Genomic DNA, 25,264 nt, shown 5'->3' with positions numbered 1-25,264 from the left:
CTCCAGATTCTTCTATTTCAGGGAAGTCTTTCTGAAATTCGTTATATGGTTTATAACTCCCGAAGTACCAAAATAAATTATAGCAACAGAACAAAATAACCAAAACAATTCCTATATATTTTATTTTTTTCTTCATTTATATACACTCCACAAAAAAGAGTGGTTGGAATTCCAACCACTCAGCCATTATCCCGAACCTTTGTTTAGTAGCTATTACCGTAGGTAATACTATTTCCTTTATGAGCAACCTCAATTTTAGACCAATTACCTTTACCAACATTTGAACCCGAAAAAGAACCATTTCCATTCTTGACATATGCGTAATGATCTTTAGTTGAATGATATGCGTGTGCATAATCTTCATTAATAGCAAGAGTATTATAACCATAAGTCAAAACACCTTTTCCGCCATCAGATGTAGTGCTCAATTCCCACTTTTTATCAAATGTCTTATTCCCGTTTGTAACAGAAAATGCCATTACTGGAATTGATGAAGAAATTAACATTGCACTAATAGCTACCCCTACAATCACTTTCTTTGCTCTCATAAGTTTTACCTCATTTGATCTGCTGTATTTCTATTTATATTTTATCAAATATTTTGTATCTAGTCAATCAGTATCTTGACTTATATAGCGTCGAATTGTAAGATATATTCCTTGTAAAATTAACCAAAAGAACAACAGATTTATTGATAATGCTTTTTTAATTACTTCTCCAAAATAAATGATGACAGCCGCACTTGTCAGTATCATCAGTAGGGTAATAACATCCCAACAGTTTTTCTTATATAATTCTATAACCTTTATTTCTATCAGTATTGCCAGTATCCCTGTCCCTGCCACACATATTCCAACAACCAATATCATCAATAACCAATATATGATTCCGGCTATAATCTCATTTGGAATTTTTGTGCTGATTTGTGCCACAGATTGCCCGGCATCAATCGTCCAACCGATAAAAGTTTGTATGAATGATGCTGCATCATGGAAGAATGATTTGCAATCGGAAAGGAACACATCTGACTGTACTGCCTGAAAAAGAGTGGTTGTCAGCGAATACCATGCAAGAAGGAACAAGGTTGTTTGGAACATTACCGTTTTTGCTTTATATTGTCCTGCAAGTTGCTCTTTTTGTGTTTCGTATCTTGCTTTTGCATTCTGATAGGCTGTCCGGTCACAGGCTTCGCATTTTTTATAGAGTACCGGCTTTTCTACCGGTATCTCTACGATTTTCTGATGTGTCCGGGCATAATCCCGTTGTTGTGTTAAGCATCGTATTTTATCTTGACATTCCTCTATCGTGACGTTTGCGCTTCGCAGCTTCTCTTTCTCGCTCCGCAATGCTCTGTCTGCCAGCTTCAAGTCGTTCTTTAATGCTTGAATATTCCCGGCTCTGTTCTCTTTGTTTAATTTCTCGTTCAAGGTCAGAGATTCGTTGAGCTGCGTCTTCAGTTCCACGATAAGCTGGTCTTTCTGTTCCAACTCTTCTTGTATCTCCTCGGTCAAGAGCAGAAGTTCTTCCAACTGTTCGGCGTTCTTTAATTCTCTGGATTCGTTCATCTATATCACGTCCTTTCTCTACCTGCTGTTCCAGTTCAGCAATTCGGTGTTCTGTTTCAGTAATAAACTGTTTTCGCTGTTCAGCTTCTGTGCCAATATCTGCCATTGCTGATTTTCGTTTTCCAAAAGTTCTATCTTCGTTTTCTGTTCTTCCATCTTGGAAAGTAGTTCCTCGGTATTTGGCAAAATGTTGAGCAGCTCGGATAACTCGCTGTTTAATTTTTGCAATTTCTGATTCTGTTCCTGCATAAGAGAGAGTTGGGTGTCCCGGTTCTGCATTTCCAGAAGCATTTCTGCCATTAAGGTCTGCTGTTCTTCGATTTGCCCAATCATGGACTCCATTAAGGGTATAATTTCCCGGCTTTCTTCTAATGTCATTTAATCGCTCCTTCCATAATGATAATGCACCTGATACTTTCCCAAAGGTGTCCAGTATCTTTTGCAATAACGTGTTTTGTTGTTTTATGATTTGATTTTCCGCTACTTTCCACGAACCTTTTATTTCCTGCCCGGCAAGAAACTTTTGTTCAATCTTTCTTGCGTCAGCACCTTCATGGATGGTAGGAATCTGGAGTTTTCCCTGCTTTTCGTAAGAACGGTGATCGACCTGATTATGCAAAGGCAGATGTTCATTACACACCTTTGCCCACTCGCTCCGCCACAGTTCACAGTTTTTTGGATTGTTCCATCCCGTAGCATCGGTCAGTACCCGTTTCCATTGCAGGCGGTTTCTTGCACCAATCTTCTGGATTCCGTTTTCATCTAATACAGGGATACGGATTCCATGACGGTCAGGGTTTTTCTTATCCTGCCACCAGTTCGGATGGGATTCATCAATCACGATATTTCCGCTTTTATCTCTGACAAAATCCCAATCTTTGACTTCTTTCTTCCCCCAAGAATGATCCGGGTTAAAAGGGCGCATTGTCAGAAGCAGATGGACATGAGGATTGCCATCCCCTTTGTCGTGGATACTCCAATCAGCACACATTCCCTTATCCACAAATGTTTTTTTGATATAGTCGGCTGTATATTGAATCTGTTCCTGTCTGCTCCATTCTTTGGGGAGGGCAAATTCAAATGACCTGCCAAGTTGGGCATCTGCACTTTTTTCAATCTTCAATACCTCATTCCATAACCGTTGTTTCTGAAATGTGATTTTAAATTTTTCTAAAGCAGCTTCTTTATCTTCTGACCTTTTGTATCGGACAGATTTTTGAAAGCGTTTTATATTTTCTTCTGGTACTATCTGCCATTCAGGAGGTGCGTTTTCGCACATCATCAGACTGGTGTAGACCACTTCTTTTTTAGAAGTGTAATAACTGATTCGCCCGGTTTCCTCGTTTTTCATCACATCCCCATTGAGATATGCGGAAGCGGAGATAACAGATTTCCCTTTACTTCGTCCGACTATTTTGATTGTGTAATGAAAAATCGCCATGTCTGGATTCCCCCTTTCTGCACATCCGGCATAGATTTCCGGCAACATTGCTTTCAGTTTTAGAAAAAGCAGTATTGCCGGAACGCCCTCTGCGTAAGAGTGCCCTGCGCATAGCAGCCTGCATGGAATGCGCCCCTCTGGCGAAGAGTGCCTCCTGCGGCATGAGCAGGTCTGGCTGAAAGCCCCGCCGACGGAACGAGCCCGGCAAGCGTGAGCGAAGACCGGTTGCCACTTGTGGCAAACTTATTGGGACGACCTCTGGTTGTCCATAAGTGCGCCCTTCATGAAAAAGCAATGAAGGGAATGAAAAACTCATCCCCCCCCCGCCATTACACTTCCTCCATATCGGTATGTGTTTCTTTCTGCATTGCCTTTGAAAAAAATTTCCCATTGGCTTCCTGCTTTTTCAGAAAACCAATCAGCTTTGGGATGTCCTCTTCCTCGATAGGCGCACCGAGAACGGATTCCACCGCACCGCCAACCTGACAGAGCCTATGGGTTCGTTTTTTACTTTCTTCGGCTTTCTTTCGTTTCAGAAGTTCTTTCTTCTGTGCTGCATATCGTTTTGCTTTTTCAAGGCTTTCCTGTTCCTTCTTTTCCATTTCAAGCATTCGTTCTTCATAACTTTTTGTTGATTTTGCCATGATTACATTCCCCTTTCTTTTACAAACATAAGTTCTCGGTTGCGTATCAGAAGAAGCACATGGTATAATCTTCTTGCGTGTAGGTATATCATGGCTTCGGTCTGATAGAACCTTTGGCGGTTTCTTTGGAAGCCGCCTTTTTAATTTGCCGCAGTTCTTGTTACGGCTTTTACATTTCCTCTATCCCTCAAATCACGACCTTCATTCGCTTCCATAAACATTTCCAGAATATCGGTTTTAATCAGGACTTTGCGACCAACCTTTAATACTGGAAGTTTCTTCCATTCTACAAGCTGTCTTAAGGTGTTTCTGCCGATTCCCGTATAGTCAGCAGCTTCTTCGATGGATAATGCAATTTTTCTTTGCGTCATATAATCACCTCCTTATAAATTGCATTATGCAATTCTTGTGATGTAAGTATATCCTTTTCATATCTTTTTGTCAAGCGTTACGAAATATTAAAAATAATTTTTAAGTTGCATATTGCAATTACAGAAAAACAATGCTATAATTCATACATACCGAAAAAGGAGGCAGTCAGCATGAAAGATAAAGAACTACGCAAGCTGATAGGCAGCAGAGTAAAACAGCGCCGTCTGGAATTGAATCTGACACAGCCTTATGTCGCAGAAAAGATGGGTGTTACCGCTTCTACAATCCTGCGTTATGAGAATGGTTCGATTGACAATACGAAAAAAATGGTGCTGGAAGGTCTTTCGGAAGCACTCCATGTATCTGTGGAATGGCTCAAAGGGGAAACAGATGAATATGAAACCGACATTACGGATAAGAGAGAGTTACAGATTCGTGATGCGATGGGAGATATTCTGGAACAGTTACCGCTTGCCCTTACCAAAGAAGAAGATGCTTTTTCAAAAGATTTATTACTGCTGATGTTAAAACAATATGGTCTGTTTTTGGATTCCTTCCAGTTCGCCTGCAAAAACTTCAAGGGGAATGCTGGTCAGACGGATATTGCCAAAACAATAGGGTTTGAATCGAATGATGAATATAATGAGATTATGTTCTTAAGGGAAATCACTCACACCATCAATGCTTTTAATGAGATGGCAGACGTTGTAAGGCTCTATTCCAAGAAACCAAAAACAGCAGAACAAAGGCTTGCAAATCTTTTATCAGAAGTCTTATACGAAGATTCCGAATCGGTATAGTAAGACAACCGGAGTTATGATATACTTACACGCACGAAGCATTTCATCAGTTCCGATTGTCTAATATCGAAAGGAGACATACGATTATGGCAAAAGGATCTGTAAGAAAAAAAGGAAAGAAATGGTACTACCGCTTCTATGTAGAGGACGCAAGCGGCAATCTTGTTCAGAAAGAATGCGTTGGAACAGAAAGCAAAAGTGAAACTGAAAAGCTGCTCCGTCAGGCAATGGATGATTATGAGAAAAAGAAATTTGTTGCCAAAGCGGAAAATCTCACAGTCGGACAGCTTTTGGATGTGTGGGCAGAGGAGGAATTAAAAACAGGTACGCTCAGCAATGGTACGGTGGAGAATTACCTCGGAACAATCCGAAATATCAAGAAACACCCATTGGCAGAACGGAAACTGAAAAATGTAACCTCTGAACATTTGCAATCCTTCTTCGATTTGCTTTCCTTCGGGGGAGTTCATCCCGACGGAAAAGAGAGAAAGGGTTACAGCAAAGATTATATCCATTCTTTTTCCGCAGTCATGCAGCAGTCCTTCCGTTTTGCAGTATTTCCAAAGCAGTATATTACGTTCAATCCCATGCAGTATATTAAACTGCGGTATCAGACGGATGAAGTGGATTTGTTTTCCGATGAGGATATGGACGGAAATGTCCAACCAATTTCACGAGAAGATTATGAAAGATTGCTTGCTTATCTGCAAAAAAAGAACCCAGCCGCAATACTTCCAATCCAGATAGCCTATTATGCCGGGCTTCGTATTGGAGAAGCCTGCGGTTTGGCATGGCAGGACGTAAATCTGGAAGAACAATGCCTTACCATAAGACGCAGCATCCGATATGATGGCTCAAAGCGCAAATATATCATCGGACCAACCAAGCGGAAAAAAGTAAGGGTTGTTGATTTTGGAGATACACTGGTAGAGATTTTCCGTAATGCCCGGAAAGAGCAGTTAAAAAATCGAATGCAGTACGGAGAACTTTATCACACGAACTACTACAAAGAGGTCAAAGAGAAAAACAGAGTGTACTACGAATATTATTGTTTAGACAGAACAGAGGAAGTCCCGACAGATTATAAAGAAATTTCTTTCGTCTGTTTAAGACCGGATGGTTGTTTGGAACTTCCAACTACTTTGGGGACTGTTTGCAGAAAGGTGGCAAAAACATTAGAGGGATTTGAAGGCTTTCATTTCCACCAGTTACGTCACACCTATACAAGCAACCTTTTAGCAAATGGAGCTGCCCCAAAAGATGTGCAGGAATTGTTGGGACACTCAGATGTCAGTACCACAATGAACGTCTATGCTCACTCCACAAGAGATGCGAAACGAAAATCAGTTCGGCTTCTTGATAAAGTGGTGGGCAATGACTAAAAAATTTCCCTTATTTCCCTTGTGATTATCTCATAAGGGCAAAAATAAGGGAAACTACATATCATTTCACTAATGGACAGGCGGGAAAGCCTATAAAATGGGGAAAGTTAGAGGAATAATTATATAAATTCCAGTTTGGAGAATTGAAAAAACGGAATTTACCTATTAAGACATATAAACTCTTGACAATAAAGCTCCTATATAGTATGTTTTCAATAAACTACTATATAGGAGCTTTTGCATGGAAATGAATGGAGGATTTCTTGTCACAAAAATAAAACAGCTTGGAGACCGGATTTTTGAGAAGATTCTCAGTGAAAAGAATATTGATGCGTTTAATGGAGCCCAGGGGCGTATTCTTTATGTGCTGTGGCAGAAGGATGGTATCTCAATCAGGTCACTCTCGACTAAATGCGGATTAGCGATAACATCTCTTACTACGATGCTGGAAAGAATGGAAAATCAAGGGCTGATAAGCCGTGTTCAGTCTGAAACGGACAAAAGGAAAACGCTCCTGTTTCTGACTGAGAAAGCACATGCCTTAAAGGGCGAGTACGATTCTGTATCTGATGAGATGGGCAGTATTTACTACAAAGGTTTTTCAGAGGAAGAAATTATCCGGTTTGAGGAATGCCTCGACCGCATCAGAAAGAATCTTGAGGAGTGGCAGAAGTCATGAGTATTTGTATCAAAGATCAGATTCAGAACATGAATATCGTCATTGGCTGCACAGTGGGGTGTACATATTGCTATGCCCGCAACAACGTGAAACGCTGGCATATGATTGATGACTTCGCTGACCCTGAATTCTTTCCGGGTAAGCTCAAGATGATGGAAAAGAAACGTCCGCAGAACTTTCTTCTTACCGGCATGAGCGATCTCTCTGGATGGAAGCCGGAATGGAGAGACGAGGTATTTGCAAAGATCCGTGAAAATCCACAGCATCAGTTCCTGTTCCTTACCAAGCGACCTGATTTGCTGGATTTTGATACCGATCTGGAAAACGCATGGTTTGGCGTTACGGTGACGAGGAAAGCAGAACGGTGGCGTATCGACGCCCTTCGGAAAAACGTCAGAGCAAAACATTACCATGTTACCTTTGAGCCGTTATTCGATGATCCCGGCACAGTTGACCTTTCCGGAATCAATTGGATCGTTGTGGGCACCATGACCGGAGCTCAGAGTAGGAAGATTCATACGGAGCCGGAATGGGCATGGTCTCTGGCGGACCAGGCACATAAGCTCGGCATTCCGGTGTTTATGAAGGAAGACCTTGTCCCTATCATAGGGGATGAAAATATGATTCAGGAAATGCCGGAAGAATTTAATAAAGTGTTAGAGGTACAGAAATCATGGAAGAAGTAATAAATGGAATCCTCATTCGTGAGGTGGAAACAAAGAACATCATGACTAAGTCTAGTCTACCGGTAGGCGGTTACTCGGTCAATCCCTATGTGGGCTGTACACATGCCTGCAAGTATTGCTATGCTTCTTTTATGAAGCGCTTTACCGGGCACAAGGAGGAATGGGGAACTTTCCTTGATGTGAAGCATTGGCCGGAAATTAAAAATCCGAAGAAATATGTCGGACAGCGGGTGGTCATCGGTTCTGTGACAGATGGCTACAATCCACAGGAGGAGCAATTCGGGAATACCAGAAAACTTCTGGAGCAGCTGATCGGCAGTGACGCAGATATTCTGATCTGCACAAAGTCGGATCTTGTGGTACGGGATATTGATCTGTTGAAGAAGCTTGGACGTGTAACCGTTTCATGGTCGAGCAACACACTAGATGAAAATTTCAAGAACGATATGGATTCTGCTTCGAGCATTGAGCACCGTATCGCTGCTATGAAGCAGGTATATGAGGCAGGTATCCGTACAGTCTGTTTCGTATCCCCGGTATTCCCCGGTATCACGAATTTTGAAGCAATCTTTGAGCGGGTAAAGGATCAGTGCGATCTGTTCTGGCTCGAAAATCTCAATCTTCGAGGCGGTTTCAAAAAGACAATTATGGATTATATCGCCGGAAAATATCCTGATCTTGTACCACTTTACGACGAGATCTATAACAAGCATAACCGCAGCTACTTTGAAGCACTTGAAGTAAAAGCTGAGAAAATGGCTAAGAAGTATGATTGTGCCTTTGTGGATAATGAAATGCCTTATGGCAGAGTCCCGCAGGGGCATCCGGTGATCGTAGATTATTTCTATCATGAGGAAATCCGTGGGACAGAGAATACCGGAAAAAGAAATCGCTAACTTCAAGTTTGTAGAATTCAAAAATTTAATATGAAATGTGAGATAGAGCGTATGGAAATTAACTATACGTTCTATTTTTTTCCCTTTTTTGAAAAGTGATTAAAAAACTATTGACATTTTGTTACTGGTGTCCACACAAAGCACTTCCTATATTAGAAAAAATAGTGTATACTTAGCAAGTACATATGTTCGAAAAAAGGAGTGCAATATGAGCAAAAAGAAATTTAAAAACATATTATGTGGATGTATAACGGCCCTTTGTCTTCTTTTGACATCCTGCGGTTCACTGCAGATATCACAAGGATCAGGCAATCAGGATTCTGACCGCGGAAATCAAACGACAACAGAAACGACATTCGCATCAACAGGGCAGATAGAATCCGTAGATACGCTGGAAGAAGTACCGGAGTATACAGGACAGCCATACGTGGAGATCAATGATAATGAGCCAATATTTACAGAAGATGAGCTGACGACAGATTCTTACGAAGAATACAGCCCGTTAGATGAACTGGGAAGATGTCAGACAGCGGAAGCCTGTGTAGGTGAAGATTTGATGCCGACACAGAAGAGAGAAAGCATCAGTAGTGTGAAGCCGACAGGCTGGGTGAATAAGGAATATGATGGAATTGACGGTGGATATCTGTACAACCGCTGTCATCTGATTGGTTTCCAGTTGACAGGTGAGAATGCGAATGAACGTAACCTGATAACAGGAACACGCTATATGAATGTAGATGGTATGCTTCCGTTCGAGGATGAGGTGGCAGATTATGTCAAAGAAACGGATAATCATGTGATGTATCGTGTCACTCCAATCTATAGCGGTGATGACCTGGTGGCTTCCGGAGTCCAGATGGAGGCGAAGTCTGTGGAAGATGATGGCACAGGGGTAACATTTAACGTATACGTATATAATGTACAGCCATATGTTGTGATCAATTATGAGACAGGAGAGAGTTATCAGACGGAAGAACTCGCAACGCCGGAAGGTGAGTGGGCTCCAGGAACAGAAGCTGAAGTAACTGATAAAAATGTATCCAATTCATCAAAAACATCAAATCCAATCAAAAAAGAAACTTATATATTGAACAAGAATACAAAAAAGTTTCATAAATCAACTTGTTCTGGTGTGAAGGACATCAAAGCAGAGAACAAAGAAGAGTATACAGGAAGTAGGTCGGATTTGATTAAAGAAGGATATGAGCCTTGTGGCAGATGCAAGCCGTAAGAGTTATGAGAAGAGTTATGAGATTAGAAATGGTTGCTGGTCGCACGAAGTGAGAACAGCAACCGCTAATGTGTAAGCACATGTGGTCTCAGACCTTTTTGCTATAGAGATTATTATAGAAAATGTAATATCAACATATAACAGATAGTTCCACCTGCAATGGATAGAAACATATTTTTCTTCCATAGATGAAGTACTGTGGTGACAAGAATGGAGATTCCTTCCGGAATTCCATGAGTTCCGTGCAGTACTTCTACATTTTTCAGACAATAGATAACTAACATTCCGAAAACAGCAGAAGGAAGAAATTTACCAAGATACTGGATATATTCCGGTGTCTTTTTATTTTCTTTAAAAATAAGGAAAGGAAGATAGCGCGTTGCCATTGTTCCAAGTATGCACATTCCGATTGTAATTATCTGTTGTGCCAAAGTCATGCTACTCATTTGGTCGGCTCCTCCTTTTCTTTAAGTTTGTCGTATTGTTCCAGCCACTTTCGAAGTACTGTCAGTAGAAGTACAATCAGTATCAGTGTCGGAATCATAAAGGAATCCGCTCCGAAGAGAACCAATGATTCCACCAATCGTTGCGGAAGCAACCCAATAGAACTGGTTCAATAATGTAACAAAAAAATAGAACCATCCGCGGTCTACATCTTCGGGAATCTCAGAGGTGTAATTGACAGAGAAGGATAACATGATAGGCTTGATTTGTGTTAATGTCTTTCGGATTGTACAATTTTTTTTGAAAAAAGTGTTTACAAACCACATAAAACTATCTATAATACAAATAGAAACCACAAAAAAACAATAATAAAGAAGAAATAAACCACATAAAACAACATTGCGGTAAATGAGTAAAAACAGGAGGAGTAAAATAATATGAAGATTTTAGATGCGAAGTTTGTACAGGATTTTATTAAAATGGCAAATGACGGATTCCTTCAGGGATGGCATGAGAGAAATGGTGGTAATTTAAGTTATCGTCTGAAACCAGAAGAGGTTGAGCTGATCAGACCACGTCTGAATGAATCAGGAGAATGGACAGAGATCGGAACAGAGGTTCCGGGACTTGCAGGAGAATTCTTCCTTGTAACAGGAAGTGGAAAGTATTTCAGAAATATTATCGTTGATCCTGAAGTATGTCTTGCAATTATCGAGATTGATTATACAGGAACAAAATACAGAATCCGTTGGGGACTGGTAGAAGGTGGAAGACCGACAAGTGAGCTTCCAACTCATCTGATGAACCATGAAGTGAAGAAGAGAATCACAAACGGAAAACATCGTGTAATCTACCATGCACATACAACAAATACAATCGCACTGACATTTGTTCTTCCTTTGGATGATCAGGTATTTACAAGAGAACTTTGGGAGTCAGCAACAGAGTGTCCGGTCGTATTCCCAGACGGAGTTGGAGTTGTAGGCTGGATGGTTCCGGGCGGAAGAGCAATCGCAGAGAAGACAGCTGAACTGATGGAGAAATACGATGTTGCTATCTGGGCACATCATGGAATGTTCTGTTCAGGAGAAGACTTCGATCTTACATTCGGTCTTATGCATACAGTAGAGAAGTCAGCAGAGATCCTTGTGAAGATTCTTTCTATGACACCAAGAAAGATTCAGACAATCACACCGGAGAACTTCCGCGAACTGGCACATGACTTTAATGTAACACTTCCAGAAGAGTTCCTGTATGAGAAAAAGAAATAATTAAATTTCCAAGAAAACAATAAAACGTATCAAATCGACCGGATATTCAATAGTGATAATTGAAATCCAGTCAGTTTGATGCGTTTTTTTATAACCATTTCTTAAAAGTGCGTGCTATAATAAAACAGGTCGGAAATTCTATAGACGATCAGAAAAGCGAAAGGAATGGATAAAGTAGATCAATGTTATATACAATCCCGGATTATTATCATGAATTTACCTGTGTTGCAGGAAAATGTGAGGATACTTGTTGTGCCGGATGGCAGATCGTTGCAGATGAAGCTTCATTAGAGAAATATAAAAATGAGACAGGTACATTTGCAGAGCGTTTGAAAGAATCTGTCAACTGGGAAGAAGGAACATTCAAGCAGGATAAAGAAAGAAGATGTGCTTTTCTGAATCAATCAAACCTCTGTGATATGTATACCGCACTGGGAGAAGAGAGCCTGTGCAGAACCTGTAAATTGTATCCAAGACATATCGAAGAATTTGAAGATGTGCGGGAGGTTACACTTTCTGTATCCTGTCCGGAAGTGGCGAGAATCCTGATGAATAAAAAAGAACCGGTACATTTTCTTACTTATGAAACAGATGAGGAAGAAGATTATGAAGATTTTGATCCGTTTTTATATTCGAAACTGTTAGATGCAAGAGATGTGATGATTGAGATTTTACAGGACAGAGAGAAAAAGCTGAATCTGCGAGCAGCTCTTATTCTGGCGATTGCACGTAATCTGCAGGAATGTATTGACGAAGAAGATATATTCTCGATGGATGATGTATTTGATTACTATCAGGCTGAAGAAGGCGTGCGGGAAGTGAAAAATGCTCTTGCAGAAGTGGATTACTATACATATAGTAGGAAGATGTTTCAAAATCAGTATCAGATGGAACATTTAAGAGTGGATTGGGAATCTTATCTTCAAGAAGCAGAGAAACTATTATATAGAAATGTAAATGAAAAAATAGACAAAAAACGGTATGTTGAGATGATACAAGAATTTCATGCCTGGATGGCGAAAGAAATGCCGGAATATGAAATACAGTATGAACAGCTCCTTGTATATTTCATCAGTACCTATTTTTGCGGTGCAGTATACGATGGTGAAGCATTTGCAAAAGCACAGATGGCTGTTGTCAGCACCCTGTTGATCCATGAACTTCTGATGGCACAGTGGATGAAGCAAGAAAAAGTGCTAGATATAAATGATGTGATAGATACGGTGTATCGTTATTCAAGAGAACTGGAACATTCTGATTCGAACCTTAATTTAATACAAGAATTGCTACAAGAAAGTAACGAATAGATGGGAGAAATTCTTGACAGTGTTTTTTTAACATGTTATGCTATAGTCGATTTTGAGAGACGAAGATGCAGAGTAACAGACAGAGTCTTTTCAAAGCAATTGTTTCGGACCACCCAGTGAGGTTAAGGCCATACGGACAGCCGGGTCCACTGCCGATTATGGTAACTTTGGTTGCCTTATTGATTGAGTGAAAAGCTCTAATTTTATAAGTAGGTTTCTTTGATAGCCTTATGCGCCAGACGCGCAGACTTGTGAAACGGTCAATAAGAGTAGTAAAAGTATAATTGCTATATAGACTCTGACACGCATGATCCAGAAGTTTTATTTAAAAATCTAAGAGAAGATATTGCCTTTTCTGTTACAGCTGAGAATAAAACAGACGAATACATACCGAACGCAGGTTTGTGGCTTAGCGCCCTTATCTGCGTTTTTTCTGTATTAAGAAAGTGTTTTGACAAAGGAACCTGGAAAGAGAGGAAATATGAAAGGGAGTCGTTTTAAATTAAACCAGAATCATGCACCGATCCATGAGGCTCTGGAGACTTTCCGGCGAATGAGAGTTGTGCCATTTGATGTCCCTGGTCATAAACGGGGAAGAGGAAATCCGGAGCTGACAGAATTTCTCGGACAAAAATGTGTAGGCGTCGATGTCAACAGTATGAAACCACTGGACAATCTCTGCCATCCGGTATCTGTAATACGGGAAGCAGAAGAACTGGCAGCAGATGCCTTTGGAGCAGCACATGCATTTTTAATGGTAGGGGGCACGACAAGTTCTGTACAGACAATGGTTCTGACTGCCTGCAAACGTGGAGATGAGATCATATTGCCACGTAATGTTCACAGAAGTGTGTTGAATGCACTTGTTTTATGTGGTGCGATCCCTGTTTATGTAAATCCGGAGGTAGACCAGCGGCTTGGGATTTCCCTGGGAATGCAGAGAGAACAGGTAGCAAAAGCGATAAAAGAACATCCAAAGGCAGTCGCAGTGTTAGTAAATAATCCGACTTACTATGGAATATGCAGTGATCTGCGAGCAATTGTCAAGATGGCACATGAGGCAGGAATGATGTGTCTGGTAGACGAAGCGCATGGAACACATTTTTATTTCGGTGGCGGACTTCCTGTTTCAGCTATGGAGGCAGGTGCAGACATGGCGTCTGTATCCATGCACAAAAGCGGAGGCAGTCTTACACAGTCGAGTCTGCTTCTTACAGGTCCGGACGTACATGCCGGGTATGTGCGGCAGATCATCAATCTGACACAGACAACATCAGGAAGCTATCTTCTGATGTCGAGTCTTGACATTTCAAGAAGGAATCTTGCACAGCGTGGCCGTCAGATTTTCCATCAGGTGGCAGATATGGCAGAATATGCCAGAGAAGAAATCAATGCAATCGGTGGTTATTATGCATTTGGAAAAGAACTGGTAAATGGAAATTCTGTTTTTGATTTTGATATTACAAAATTAAGTGTACATACGTTAGATATCGGACTTGCTGGGATTGAAGTTTATGATATTCTGCGTGACGAATACGACATTCAGATTGAATTTGGAGATATCGGAAATATTCTTGCCTACCTTTCGATCGGAGACCGCGCACAGGAAGTAGAACGGCTTGTGAGTGCACTTGCAGAGATCCGCAGACGTTTTCAGACAGACGGAACAGGACTTCTGAGTCAGGAATATATTGATCCTCAGGTAGTGACCAGCCCACAGGATGCTTTTTATGCAGATAAGTGCAGTCTGCCACTCAGGGAAACAGAAGGTATGGTCTGTAGTGAATTTGTGATGTGTTATCCGCCTGGAATTCCGATCCTTGCGCCTGGGGAACGCATTACAGCAGAAATTCTGGATTATATCGAGTATGCAAAAGCGAAGGGTTGTAATATGACCGGACCGGAAGATCCGGATATTTTGAAACTGAATGTTCTGACAGGGAGGTAATAACAATGGAAATGTGGTTTTCAGAATTCCATACACCGGATGTGAAACACAGTATCCGGGTAAATCGTCAGCTCTTTTCCAGACAGAGTGATTATCAGAGAATTGATATTTTTGAGACACCGGAATTTGGCCGTGTTCTGACTCTGGACGGAAATGTAATGCTGACGGAGCGTGACGAATTTATTTATGACGAGATGATCACGCATGTGCCGATGGCGATCCATAAAGAAGCAAAAGAGATAATGGTGATTGGAGCCGGAGATGGCGGTGTCGTTCGTGAACTGACCAGATACGACAGGGTCAGGCACATTGATCTGGTAGAAATGGATCCGATGGTTGTCGAGGCATGTCGTGCATACCTTCCGGAAAATGCATGCAGACTGGATGACAGAAGAGTACATCTTCATTACGAAAATGCACTCCGTTTTATCCGAAGATGCGAGGCAAAATATGATCTTATTATCGTAGATTCTTCTGATCCGTTTGGCCCATCGGAAGGATTGTTTACCCGCGAATTTTATGGGAATTGTTACAATGCGCTGAAAGAGGATGGAATTATGGTCAACCAGCAGGGAAGTCCATTCTACGCAGAAGATGCACATGCAATGCAGCGAAGCCATAAAAGAATTGCCAGTACATTTCAGATCAGTCGTGTTTATCAGGCACATATCCCAACATTTGCCGCAGGTTACTGGTTGTTTGGATTTGCCAGCAAAAAATATCATCCCGTAGATGATCTGGACGCAGAAGCATGGAATGCATTAAATCTTCGTACACGTTACTATACAACAAGACTCCATAAAGGAGCATTTTACCTTCCGGCATTTCTGGAAGATATGCTGAAAGAAGTGGAGGAATAATTCATGATTTTACCGAATATAGAAACTTTTATCGGATGCGAAAGCAGCTTTGAGGAAGCATCGATTGTCCTTTATGGTGCGCCGTTTGATTCGACGACAAGTTTTCGTCCGGGCGCAAGATTCGGTCCGGCAGCTATGCGTCATGAGAGTTTCGGACTTGAAACTTACAGTCCATATCAGGACAGAGATCTTATGGATATCAGTGTATTTGACAGCGGGGATCTGGAACTTTGCTTTGGAAGCAGTGAAATGGCGCTTTCGGATATTCAAAAGAGAGCAGAAGAAATATTGAAATCAAATAAATTTCCATTGCTTCTGGGAGGAGAACATCTGGTGACGCTGGCAGCAGTACGCGCTGTAGCTGCGAAATATCCGGATCTACATATCATCCATTTTGATGCACATGCAGATTTAAGGGATGATTATCTGGGAGCCAGATTGAGTCATGCATGCGTTCTGCGAAGATGCCATGATCTTCTGGGAGACGGACGTATTCATCAGTTCTGTATCCGAAGCGGAGAGAGAGAAGAATTTAGATTTGCCGCGCAGCATACAGATTTCCATCCACTTTCTTTTGACGGACTGGAAGAGACTGTAAGAGAACTGAAAGAGAAAAATGTACCAATTTATTTTACAATTGATCTGGATTGTCTGGATCCGGCAGTATTTCCGGGAACAGGGACTCCGGAGGCGGGGGGAGTAACTTTCTTAGAACTTCTTGAAGCCATCCGTACAGTTGCACAGGCAAATGTAGTAGGAGCGGATGTGAATGAACTTGCCCCTATGCTGGATGCAAGTGGTGTCTCAACCGCAACAGCATGTAAGGTTCTTCGTGAACTGCTTCTTGCAATTGCAAAATAAACCGGCAACTTATAAGAGAGCAATTATAAATATACAACTGTTGAAGAAAACAGTTACATGTCAAGAAAAGGAGAAGAGTTATGAGCAGAGTACTTGTAATCGGCTGCGGAGGAGTAGCCAGTGTAGCAATTCAGAAATGTTGTCAGGCAGATGAGGTCTTCACAGAACTTTGTATTGCAAGCCGTACAAAGGAAAAATGTGATGCACTTGCAGAAAAGCTGAAAGGAAAGACAAAAACAGTTCTTACGACAGCCAAGGTTGATGCAGACGATGTGGATCAGCTGATCGAACTGATCAATGATTACAAACCGGATCTGGTAATGAACATTGCGCTTCCATATCAGGATCTGACGATTATGGATGCGTGTCTGGCATGTGGTGTAAATTATATGGATACAGCAAACTACGAGCCGGAAGATACGGATGATCCGAAGTGGCGTGCAATTTACGAAAAACGCTGTAAAGAAGAAGGATTTTCAGCATATTTTGATTATTCCTGGCAGTGGGCATACCGCAAAAAATTTGAAGATGCAGGTCTTACAGCACTGCTTGGATGCGGATTTGACCCGGGTGTTACACAGGCATATTGTGCATACGCATTAAAACATGAATTTGATCAGATTGATACCATTGACATTCTGGACTGCAATGGTGGTGATCATGGATATGCATTTGCGACAAACTTTAATCCGGAAATCAATCTTCGTGAAGTAAGTGCACCGGGAAGTTACTGGGAAAATGGACATTGGGTAGAAATCCCGCCGATGGATATTAAGAGAGAATACAACTTTGATCAGGTCGGAGACAAGGACATGTATCTGCTTCACCATGAGGAAATAGAGTCTCTTGCAAAAACAATTCCAGGTGTGAAACGTATTCGTTTCTTTATGACTTTTGGACAAAGCTATCTGGATCATATGCGTTGTCTTGAGGATGTGGGAATGCTTTCTACAACACCGATCCAGTACAATGGACAGGAAATCGTTCCGATCCAGTTCCTGAAAGAACTTCTTCCGGATCCGGCAAGTCTTGGTCCACGCACAAAAGGAAAAACAAATATCGGCTGTATTTTTACCGGTGTAAAAGATGGAAAAGAGAAGACTTACTATATCTATAACGTATGCGATCATCAGGAATGCTACCATGAGGTTGGAAGCCAGGCAATCAGTTATACAACAGGTGTTCCGGCAATGTGCGGAGCATTGATGATGCTGACTGGAAAATGGATCAGACCAGGTGTATATACCGTAGAGGAATTTGATCCGGATCCGTTCCTGGATGCACTTGACCGTTATGGTCTGCCACGCAGTGAAAATCATGATCCGAAGTTGGTAGACTGATGGAAAGATTAGATAAAAGAGCACCATTTACAGCCACCGGCGGAATTATTCCGCCGGAATTTCAGAACATCAAAACACCTTGTTATATACTGGATGAAAAAGCACTTATAGAAAACGCAAAACTGCTCGGTGAAGTAGCAGAACGGACAGGATGTAAGATGCTTCTGGCACAGAAAGCATTCAGTAATTATGATTGTTATCCTTTTTTTGAACCGTATCTGGCGGGTACAGAGGCCAGTGGATTGTATGAGGCAAGACTAGGGGCAGAGGAAATGCCTGGAAAAGAAGTTCATGTATTCTGTGCAGGGTACCGGGCGGATGAATTCGAGGAACTTCTTCAGTATGCCGATCATATTGTATTTAATTCTCCGTCCCAGCTTCTTCGCTTTGGAAGAATGGCGAAAGAGGCAGGAAAAAGCGTGGGACTCAGGATCAATCCGGAATGCTCTACCCAGGAGGGACATGAGATTTATGACCCTTGTGCACCGGGAAGCCGCATGGGTACAACAAGAGTACAGTGGGATGAAGCAATTGTGAAGAATCCGGAGTTGATGGAACTTTTGGATGGGGTTCATTTCCATACCCTCTGTGAGCAGGACTCGGATGATCTGGAGACAACCCTTGCTTCCGTAAAGAAACAGTTCGGTGATTTGATTGTCAAAGTGAAATGGATCAATTTTGGCGGTGGTCATCATATTACAAGACCCGGATATGATATTGAGCGACTGGAGCAATGCATTCGAATGGCACAGGAAGAATGGAAGGTTGAGGTTTATCTGGAGCCGGGAGAAGCCTGGGCATTGAATGCAGGATTTCTTCTGACCAGTGTGCTGGATGTTCTGAAAAATGGAGACACACAGATTGCAATCATAGATGCCAGCGCCGCCTGCCATATGCCGGATGTACTGGAAATGCCTTATCGTCCACCACTTCTTGGCGCATCGGATGAGACAACAGATAGTGGGATTACAGTCCGACTAGGAGGTCCAACCTGCCTGTCAGGGGATATCATTGGAGACTATAAATTCAGCAAACTACCGGAATACGGAGATCTCCTTCTGTTTGGAGATATGGCGATTTATACGACTTGCAAAAATAATACATTTAACGGGATGCCATTACCGGATATCTGGATCAGACATGCTGACAGAACCATGCAGCAGCTAACTGCATTTGATTATACAGATTTTAAAGAAAGATTAGGAAGCCGTGAATAGCGGCTTCCTAATACATTTATCTAACACATTTCTTGTTTCACATCAACGTCCATACCCAATATACAACTCCAAGCGCCCAGCTTGTCACAATTCCATACAGGATCACCGGTCCGGCAATCGTGAAGATCTTACAACCAATACCAAAAACCTGACCCTCCTTCTTATATTCAATCGCAGGTGCAGCAACAGAGTTGGCAAAGCCGGTAATCGGAACAAGTGCACCGGCACCGCCCCATTTGGCAAGCAGTGGATAAATTCCGGTACCGGTGAGAAGGATACTAAGGAGAATGAGCAGAATAGAAGTCCAGCTGCTGCAGTCATCCGGGGAAAGTTTTTTTAATTCACAGAAATGATAAATACATTGTCCGATCAGGCAGATCGTTCCACCAAGGAAGAACGCCTTCATCATGTTGAACCACACATTGTGCTGTGGTGTTTTCTTTTTGACATAGGCTTCATATTGTTTCTGTTGTTTTAATTGTTCTATTTTGTCCATAAATGAAATCCCTTCTTTTTTTGTTTTCAAATTCTACACATAGTTTTTCACAAAATGAAAATAATATCCTTAAAAATAAATAATGAAACATCAGAAATGAGGAAATGATATGAATGATACGGGAAACAAAAACCGGGCAGTTGAATCAGAATGTGGTCCTTTTCATCTGTCCCAGCTTCGTGGAGCACAGAGCATTGTATTCACAAAAGCACCTTATCTTCTAAGCGCAGCATCTGTTGCCGGAAGCAAAGAAGCGCAGGGACCGATTGGAAAATATTTCGATCTGACAAATGAGGATGACCTGTTTGGAGCAGAGACCTGGGAGGAAGCCGAAAGCAACATGCAGAAGGAAGCTTGTGTACTGACACTTGGAAAGTCGCATGTAGATCCGAAGTCTGTGCGGTATCTCTTTGGTGGAGATCTTCTCAGACAAGGGATTGCAACTTCTATGGGCGTTGAAGATCTGCAGATTCCCATATTCGGCCTGTATGGCGCATGTTCCACATCAGGAGAAGCACTGGCATTAGCAGCAATGAGTGTGGCAGCAGGATACGGAGATTACATGCTGGCAGTAACATCCAGCCATTTCGGAAGTGCAGAGAAAGAATTTCGATTTCCGTTAGGATATGCGAACCAGAGACCACTTTCCGCACACTGGACCGTGACAGCCAGTGGGGCTTTCCTTGTAGGAAGCCATCTGAATAAAATACATTCCGATAAGCAACGTCAAAGAAAATCCCAGTTCCGGCATATTCGGATCACCGGCGTTACGATAGGGAAGATCGTGGACTTTGGCTTGAAGGATTCGCAGAACATGGGGGCATGTATGGCTCCGGCTGCAACCGATACCATTTACCGCAATTTTCAGGATCTTGGACGAACCCAGGAGGATTACGATCAGATCATAACAGGTGATCTTGGATATATTGGTCAATCCATACTTTTTGACCTGATGAAAAGCAGAGGATATGATATCAGAAAAAAGCATATGGATTGTGGAATGACAATCTTTGACCAGGAGACACAGGATACACATGCCGGAGGAAGCGGCTGTGGATGCGCGGCATCAACACTGGCTTCATATATTCTGCCAAAGCTTGAGAATGGAGAATGGAGAAAGATACTCTTCGTGCCGACCGGTGCATTGATGTCAACAGTCAGCTTCAATGAAGGAGCAAGTGTGCCTGGAATTGCGCATGCAATTATGATCGAACACTGTTGAAAAGCCCTATATAATAGGAAGAAGTAAAAAATGTGCTAAGTGTGTGTTAAAAAAAGAAAAGGAATAGAAAAATGGATTATATAAAAGCATTTTTAATCGGAGGTCTCATCTGTGCTGCAGTGCAGATTCTTCTGGACAGAACAAAGCTGATGCCGGGACGTGTTATGGTATTACTCGTCTGTACAGGCGCAGTGCTTGGATTTATTGGAGCATACGAACCATTTGTAAAATTTTCAGGAGCAGGTGCAAGCGTTCCACTTCTTGGATTCGGAAATGTCCTGTGGAAAGGTGTGAAGGAAGCTGTTGATAAAAACGGATTCCTCGGAATCTTTCTGGGAGGGTTCAAGGCAAGTGCCGCCGGAATCAGTGCAGCACTGATTTTCGGATACCTGGCTTCATTGATTTTTGAACCAAAAATGAAGAAATAAACAAGAAATCACAATAATGTTATAAGGTTCATAAAAATATGCATGAAAATAACTTGACAGTAAAAGAAAAATAAAATATCATTAATTGGGTGTTAAAGGCAATAAGATAAGACGATACAAGGAGGCACGGCAGGACAGATTTTTTATCTCAGGTGTCTCTTTCATTATGTAAAAGGACGAGTTAAAGATGATTGATATACATAGCCATATCTTGCCTGGAGTTGATGATGGAGCGTCTTCGATGAAAGAAAGTCTTCATATGCTTTCTATGGCAAGAAGACAGGGAATCACAGATGTGTTTGCAACTTCACATTATTCCAAAGCGTTTCCAAACAGAGATCCGGAGAAGTTGAGACGTCTTCGGGATGAGCTGATGAGCCGCGCAAACCGTCCGGTGAAAGGTCCGGATGGGAAGATAAAGCGAAGACAGCCAATTCGAATCTGGACAGGACAGGAGATTTTTTATTCTAATAGTGTTATACGTCTGCTTGAAGAGGGAAAACTGCTTACGTTGGCAGAAAGTAATTATGTATTGGTTGAGTTTATGCCTTCAGTACCGTATTCTGAGATATGTACAGCAGTGAGGAATCTGTCAAGAGCAGGGTATGCTCCGGTAGTTGCTCATGCAGAGAGATACCGCTGTCTTAGAAAAGGCAAGCGTGTAGAAGAACTGATTGACCTGGAAGCATTGATCCAGATGAATTACAGATCCGTCAGTGGTGACTGGAAGGATTCGACAGCACGCTGGTGTAAGGATAATCTGAAAAAAAGGAATATTCATTTCATGGGAACCGATATGCACAATATCGGGAACAGAATGCCTGATACAAAAGAGGCAATGAGCTGGATGAGGAAGCATTTAGACAGTACTTACCTCAGACAGATAACAAAAGAGAATGCACTTCGCATTGCAGAAGGCAAAATAATAAAATAAAGGGGAGTAAAGATGGGAAAGACGCATGATGACGACGAGGTCGAGATTGACCTCAGAGAACTATTCTACGCATTGAAAAAGCACATTCTGGTAATTCTTGCGGCTATATTGGCTGGAGCAGTGATTGCCGGAGCAGCAACAAAGCTTTTGATGACACCTGTTTACAGCGCAACATCTACGATGCTTGTTCTCACAAAGGAAACCACACTTTCTTCACTGGCTGATCTGCAGATCGGTACTCAGTTGACGAAAGACTACAACATCCTGATCACAAGCCGTACGGTATTGCAGGACGTAGTAGATGAACTAAATCTGGATATGACATATAAAGAGTTGAAGGAATGTATCACCGTAGAGAATCCAAGTGATACACGTCTTCTTTCCGTTACAGCAATAGACAAAGATCCAGAGATGGCAAAGAAGATTGCTGACACGCTGGCAAAGACATCAGCTGACTTTATCGGAGACAAGATGGAAGTAACACCGCCGAAGATTATTGAAGAAGGTGAAGTGCCGACAATCCAGACAAGTCCTAGTACAAAGAAGAATGTGCTGATCGGAGCACTGGCTGGTCTGGTTCTTTCCGCAGGTATTATTATCCTTCTCACACTGATGGATGATACAATCAAATCAGAGGAAGATATCGAGAACTACCTTGGTCTGACAACACTGGCAAGTATTCCGGATAGAAAAGACTACATTACAGGAAAAGGATCTCGCAATTCAAGCAAGGCAGCACAAAAGAAAAAGAAGAAAAAAAGGAGGAAAAAATAAATGGCAATTCAGAGAGTTATGATGACGGACTCCAGAAAAGAAGACGTCTTCTATGAAGAGGCTATTAAAACCCTCCGTACAAATATGCAGTTCAGCGGTGTCGAGACAAAGAGTATTGTTATCACAAGCTGTTATCCGAATGAAGGAAAAAGTGACGTGGCTTTCCAGCTTGCAGTAGAGATTGGAAAGATGGGAAAGAGAGTTCTGATCATAGATGCAGATATTCGTAAATCCAGTTATATCAAACGTTATCAGATCAAACAGAAGACCAGTGGACTGTCACAGTATTTAAGTGGACAGGTTGCTTTGGAGGAAGTGATTTATTCTACAAATTACCGTAATCTTGAGATTATCTTTTCCGGTCCGTACGCTCCGAACCCATCAGAACTTTTGGAGCAGGGACGTTTCAGCAGACTGATTGAAGAGACGAGAAAAGCCTATGATTATGTTTTAATCGATACACCACCGATCATCAATATGAGTGATGCAGCAATCGTAGCAAAACAGTGTGATGGTGCAATCCTCGTAATCGAGAGCGAAGCAGTAAGCAGAAGAGATGCTATGAAAGCAAAAGATCAGCTTGTAAAGAGTGGATGTAAGCTTCTCGGTGCAGTATTGAATAAAGTGGATATGAAGAAAGAGAAATATTATAGTAAGTATAATTCATACTACTATGGTAAAAGCAAACAGGAATAGTCGGATATGCAGTGGAGAATATCCGCTGCATATTCCATTTTACAGGGGAATTACAGACAAAACATTTAAGATGAATAAAATCAGATGTTTTGTTATGTAGTCAGACAGAAGACTATCAGGGGAAAAGGGTGTACGAGGAGAATGTACAGGAAGAACAGTAACAGTTGGTTGAAGCACTGGGATTTCATCATATTAGATCTTGTCGCATTACAGCTGGCTTATGTAAGCAGTTTTGTATTGCGTATGGGAATGGATAATCTGTATCATAACGGATTATATCTGAATATCGGGATTTTCATCGCACTGGTAGACATTTGCACTGCTTTCTTTACAGAGCCATATCATGGAATCATGAGAAGAGGATACTTTGTAGAGTTTAAGAATGTATTAAAGCATGTGTTTATCGTGAGTGCGCTTGTAATCGTATATCTCTTTATGAGTAAACAGGGAAGCATGACCTCACGTCTTGTGATTACATCATTTATTCCAATGTCAGTTATTTTGGTTTATGTGGTGCGAATCATATGGAAGAAATATTTACTGAAACATGGCAATATGCTCTATTCAAAAATAAATATGCTTCTTGTTTCAACAAGTGATGAAATAGATTCCATGTTAAAACGAGTGGAACAGAATGTATTTAATGAATTCGATATTGTCGGAATCGTACTTGCAGACCGCGAACCGGAAGAAAATGAATTGATCGAAGGAATTCCGGTCGTAAGTAAGATCGATACAGTAACTGAATACATACAGACAAGATGGGTTGATGCTCTTTTGGTTGGAATTAAGAAGAAAACATTGATACCGGAAGATTTGTTTGAAACATGCGTGAACATGGGAATTACAGTTCACGAATGTCTGGATAACAGAACGGGATGGACAGGAAATCAGTTTATTAACCGTATGGGTGGATATACAGTCCTGACTTCCAGCGTCAGAGTGATTTCCTCACGACAGGCTATGATGAAGAGAACGATGGACATCTGTGGCGGAATCGTTGGAATGATTCTGACAGGTATCATTACAATATTCCTTGCTCCGGCAATCTATATTGCTTCACCGGGGCCAATCTTCTTCTCTCAGATGAGAGTAGGAAAAAACGGAAAATTATTTAAAATCTATAAATTCCGAAGCATGTATATGGATGCAGAGGAACGCAAGAAAGAACTGATGAAACAGAACGAGATGAAGGGGCTCATGTTCAAGATGGAGAATGACCCAAGAATCATCGGAAGCGGAGCGGATGGAAGCAAGCATGGACTTGGCTGGTTTATCCGTAAGACATCTTTGGATGAATTCCCGCAGTTCTGGAATGTACTTAAAGGAGATATGAGTCTCGTAGGAACCCGTCCACCAACAGTAGATGAGTGGAAACAGTATGAGCCATATCACCGCGGAAGACTTGCCGTGAAGCCAGGACTGACCGGAATGTGGCAGGTGAGCGGAAGAAGTGATATCACTGATTTTGAGGAAGTTGTGAAGCTTGATATGGAATATGTCAAGAACTGGAATATCGGAATGGATATTAAGATTCTGTTCAAGACCGTCGGGGTCGTGCTTAAGGGCAGCGGATCCAAGTGATGGAATGGATGGAAGAGATGAAGTAGAATGAATGATGATCTGCAGTGGAACCGAGAGGGGAAACTGCAGGTGTTATTGATATTGAACGTATAGCTATAGGGAGAAATAAGCGGAGAGGGAAGACAGGGGTGCTTGGGAGTGGAATGGAGTTTGGTGAGATGTTTTTCTTTTTTTGAGGGATTGAAC

27 protein-coding genes are annotated in these 25,264 nt (G+C 41.7%); 19 read left to right on the top strand and 8 right to left on the bottom strand.

Annotated elements, in window-relative coordinates:
* Positions 1 to 203: 203 nt before the first annotated feature.
* From mdcF to LI162_RS12870, 5 genes are all read right to left on the bottom strand, one after another.
* Entirely contained in the window at positions 204 to 548 is a 345-nt protein-coding gene (gene mdcF, locus LI162_RS12890; RefSeq protein ID WP_005608346.1) for a broad-spectrum bacteriocin mediterrocin MdcF, read from the bottom strand.
* Between the two features lie 63 nt (positions 549 to 611).
* Complete coding sequence (locus LI162_RS12885; RefSeq protein ID WP_005608347.1) at positions 612 to 1,346, bottom strand: DUF6040 family protein; 735 nt, start codon at positions 1,344 to 1,346, stop codon at positions 612 to 614.
* The gene (locus tag LI162_RS12880) at positions 1,285 to 3,006 is read right to left on the bottom strand and encodes a MobA/MobL family protein (protein WP_040893156.1); all 1,722 of its coding nucleotides are present in this window, start codon (positions 3,004 to 3,006) and stop codon (positions 1,285 to 1,287) included. The genes LI162_RS12885 and LI162_RS12880 overlap by 62 nt, the downstream gene beginning before the upstream one ends.
* 329 nt (positions 3,007 to 3,335) lie before the next feature.
* Positions 3,336 to 3,650, bottom strand: coding sequence for a hypothetical protein (locus LI162_RS12875; RefSeq protein ID WP_005608351.1), 315 nt, complete (start codon positions 3,648 to 3,650; stop codon positions 3,336 to 3,338).
* A gap of 140 nt (positions 3,651 to 3,790) precedes the next feature.
* Positions 3,791 to 4,021 carry a helix-turn-helix domain-containing protein gene (locus tag LI162_RS12870; RefSeq protein ID WP_004843519.1) on the bottom strand — a complete coding sequence of 77 codons (231 nt, stop codon included), beginning with the start codon at positions 4,019 to 4,021 and terminating at the stop codon, positions 3,791 to 3,793.
* Between the two features lie 171 nt (positions 4,022 to 4,192).
* Here LI162_RS12870 and LI162_RS12865 point away from each other — a divergent pair, with 171 nt between their 5' ends.
* The 6 genes from LI162_RS12865 to LI162_RS12840 all read left to right on the top strand — a co-directional run bounded on the left by LI162_RS12865 (position 4,193) and on the right by LI162_RS12840 (position 9,696).
* The gene (locus tag LI162_RS12865) at positions 4,193 to 4,822 is read left to right on the top strand and encodes a helix-turn-helix domain-containing protein (RefSeq protein ID WP_005608353.1); all 630 of its coding nucleotides are present in this window, start codon (positions 4,193 to 4,195) and stop codon (positions 4,820 to 4,822) included.
* A gap of 86 nt (positions 4,823 to 4,908) precedes the next feature.
* Positions 4,909 to 6,204 (top strand): tyrosine-type recombinase/integrase, encoded by a 1,296-nt coding sequence (locus LI162_RS12860; RefSeq protein WP_005608354.1) that lies wholly within the window; start codon positions 4,909 to 4,911, stop codon positions 6,202 to 6,204.
* Between the two features lie 241 nt (positions 6,205 to 6,445).
* Positions 6,446 to 6,883, top strand: coding sequence for a radical SAM mobile pair system MarR family transcriptional regulator (locus LI162_RS12855; RefSeq protein ID WP_008704238.1), 438 nt, complete (start codon positions 6,446 to 6,448; stop codon positions 6,881 to 6,883).
* Positions 6,880 to 7,569 carry a radical SAM mobile pair protein A gene (locus tag LI162_RS12850; protein WP_227156783.1) on the top strand — a complete coding sequence of 230 codons (690 nt, stop codon included), beginning with the start codon at positions 6,880 to 6,882 and terminating at the stop codon, positions 7,567 to 7,569. The genes LI162_RS12855 and LI162_RS12850 overlap by 4 nt, the downstream gene beginning before the upstream one ends.
* Complete coding sequence (locus tag LI162_RS12845) at positions 7,557 to 8,465, top strand: radical SAM mobile pair protein B (RefSeq protein WP_227156782.1); 909 nt, start codon at positions 7,557 to 7,559, stop codon at positions 8,463 to 8,465. The genes LI162_RS12850 and LI162_RS12845 overlap by 13 nt, the downstream gene beginning before the upstream one ends.
* A gap of 208 nt (positions 8,466 to 8,673) precedes the next feature.
* Positions 8,674 to 9,696: a DNA/RNA non-specific endonuclease gene (locus LI162_RS12840; RefSeq protein WP_227156781.1), complete on the top strand. Its 1,023-nt coding sequence runs from the start codon at positions 8,674 to 8,676 to the stop codon at positions 9,694 to 9,696.
* A gap of 113 nt (positions 9,697 to 9,809) precedes the next feature.
* On the opposite strand, the gene LI162_RS12835 is transcribed toward LI162_RS12840, so the two are convergent.
* Both LI162_RS12835 and LI162_RS16085 read right to left on the bottom strand, forming a co-directional pair.
* On the bottom strand, positions 9,810 to 10,133 hold the full coding sequence (locus LI162_RS12835; RefSeq protein WP_305067608.1) for a branched-chain amino acid transporter permease: 324 nt from the start codon (positions 10,131 to 10,133) through the stop codon (positions 9,810 to 9,812).
* A 5-nt stretch (positions 10,134 to 10,138) separates the two neighbouring features.
* On the bottom strand, positions 10,139 to 10,279 hold the full coding sequence (locus tag LI162_RS16085; protein ID WP_227156780.1) for a hypothetical protein: 141 nt from the start codon (positions 10,277 to 10,279) through the stop codon (positions 10,139 to 10,141).
* A 298-nt stretch (positions 10,280 to 10,577) separates the two neighbouring features.
* Between LI162_RS16085 and rhaD the strand changes: the two genes are divergently transcribed.
* From rhaD to LI162_RS12795, 7 genes are all read left to right on the top strand, one after another.
* Positions 10,578 to 11,411 carry a rhamnulose-1-phosphate aldolase gene (gene rhaD, locus LI162_RS12825; RefSeq protein ID WP_015528173.1) on the top strand — a complete coding sequence of 278 codons (834 nt, stop codon included), beginning with the start codon at positions 10,578 to 10,580 and terminating at the stop codon, positions 11,409 to 11,411.
* A gap of 182 nt (positions 11,412 to 11,593) precedes the next feature.
* Positions 11,594 to 12,718 carry a flagellin lysine-N-methylase gene (gene fliB / locus LI162_RS12820; protein WP_227156779.1) on the top strand — a complete coding sequence of 375 codons (1,125 nt, stop codon included), beginning with the start codon at positions 11,594 to 11,596 and terminating at the stop codon, positions 12,716 to 12,718.
* Positions 12,719 to 13,199: 481 nt separating this feature from the next.
* Positions 13,200 to 14,666 (top strand): aminotransferase class I/II-fold pyridoxal phosphate-dependent enzyme, encoded by a 1,467-nt coding sequence (locus LI162_RS12815; RefSeq protein ID WP_015528171.1) that lies wholly within the window; start codon positions 13,200 to 13,202, stop codon positions 14,664 to 14,666.
* Between the two features lie 5 nt (positions 14,667 to 14,671).
* Complete coding sequence (gene speE / locus LI162_RS12810) at positions 14,672 to 15,526, top strand: polyamine aminopropyltransferase (protein WP_020436216.1); 855 nt, start codon at positions 14,672 to 14,674, stop codon at positions 15,524 to 15,526.
* A gap of 3 nt (positions 15,527 to 15,529) precedes the next feature.
* On the top strand, positions 15,530 to 16,387 hold the full coding sequence (speB, locus tag LI162_RS12805; RefSeq protein ID WP_227156778.1) for an agmatinase: 858 nt from the start codon (positions 15,530 to 15,532) through the stop codon (positions 16,385 to 16,387).
* 80 nt (positions 16,388 to 16,467) lie between these two features.
* A complete protein-coding gene (locus LI162_RS12800; RefSeq protein WP_117499191.1) occupies positions 16,468 to 17,727 on the top strand; it encodes a saccharopine dehydrogenase family protein in 1,260 nt (419 codons plus the stop codon).
* Entirely contained in the window at positions 17,727 to 18,944 is a 1,218-nt protein-coding gene (locus LI162_RS12795) for a carboxynorspermidine decarboxylase (protein WP_227156777.1), read from the top strand. The genes LI162_RS12800 and LI162_RS12795 overlap by 1 nt, the downstream gene beginning before the upstream one ends.
* 37 nt (positions 18,945 to 18,981) lie before the next feature.
* Here LI162_RS12795 and LI162_RS12790 read toward each other — a convergent pair whose 3' ends face one another.
* Positions 18,982 to 19,440, bottom strand: coding sequence for a SpoVA/SpoVAEb family sporulation membrane protein (locus tag LI162_RS12790; protein WP_015528166.1), 459 nt, complete (start codon positions 19,438 to 19,440; stop codon positions 18,982 to 18,984).
* A 166-nt stretch (positions 19,441 to 19,606) separates the two neighbouring features.
* On the opposite strand from LI162_RS12790, the gene LI162_RS12785 reads away from it, so the two are divergent.
* From LI162_RS12785 to LI162_RS12760, 6 genes are all read left to right on the top strand, one after another.
* Positions 19,607 to 20,662: a stage V sporulation protein AD gene (locus LI162_RS12785; protein WP_227156784.1), complete on the top strand. Its 1,056-nt coding sequence runs from the start codon at positions 19,607 to 19,609 to the stop codon at positions 20,660 to 20,662.
* A 71-nt stretch (positions 20,663 to 20,733) separates the two neighbouring features.
* On the top strand, positions 20,734 to 21,090 hold the full coding sequence (gene spoVAE / locus LI162_RS12780; protein ID WP_117542369.1) for a stage V sporulation protein AE: 357 nt from the start codon (positions 20,734 to 20,736) through the stop codon (positions 21,088 to 21,090).
* 187 nt (positions 21,091 to 21,277) lie between these two features.
* Positions 21,278 to 22,024, top strand: a complete 747-nt coding sequence (locus LI162_RS12775) for a CpsB/CapC family capsule biosynthesis tyrosine phosphatase (protein ID WP_227156776.1) — start codon at positions 21,278 to 21,280, stop codon at positions 22,022 to 22,024.
* A gap of 12 nt (positions 22,025 to 22,036) precedes the next feature.
* Entirely contained in the window at positions 22,037 to 22,798 is a 762-nt protein-coding gene (locus LI162_RS12770; protein ID WP_117499200.1) for a YveK family protein, read from the top strand.
* Positions 22,799 to 23,494: a CpsD/CapB family tyrosine-protein kinase gene (locus LI162_RS12765; RefSeq protein ID WP_227156775.1), complete on the top strand. Its 696-nt coding sequence runs from the start codon at positions 22,799 to 22,801 to the stop codon at positions 23,492 to 23,494.
* 141 nt (positions 23,495 to 23,635) lie between these two features.
* On the top strand, positions 23,636 to 25,078 hold the full coding sequence (locus LI162_RS12760; protein ID WP_227156774.1) for a sugar transferase: 1,443 nt from the start codon (positions 23,636 to 23,638) through the stop codon (positions 25,076 to 25,078).
* Positions 25,079 to 25,264: the final 186 nt, after the last annotated feature.

Origin of the sequence: Mediterraneibacter sp. 210702-DFI.3.120 (genome assembly GCF_020561005.1) — a bacterium.
GTDB lineage: Bacteria > Bacillota > Clostridia > Lachnospirales > Lachnospiraceae > Mediterraneibacter > Mediterraneibacter faecis.
Note: the sequence above shows the minus strand (reverse complement) of the source record. Positions and strands in the feature narration are given on the sequence as shown.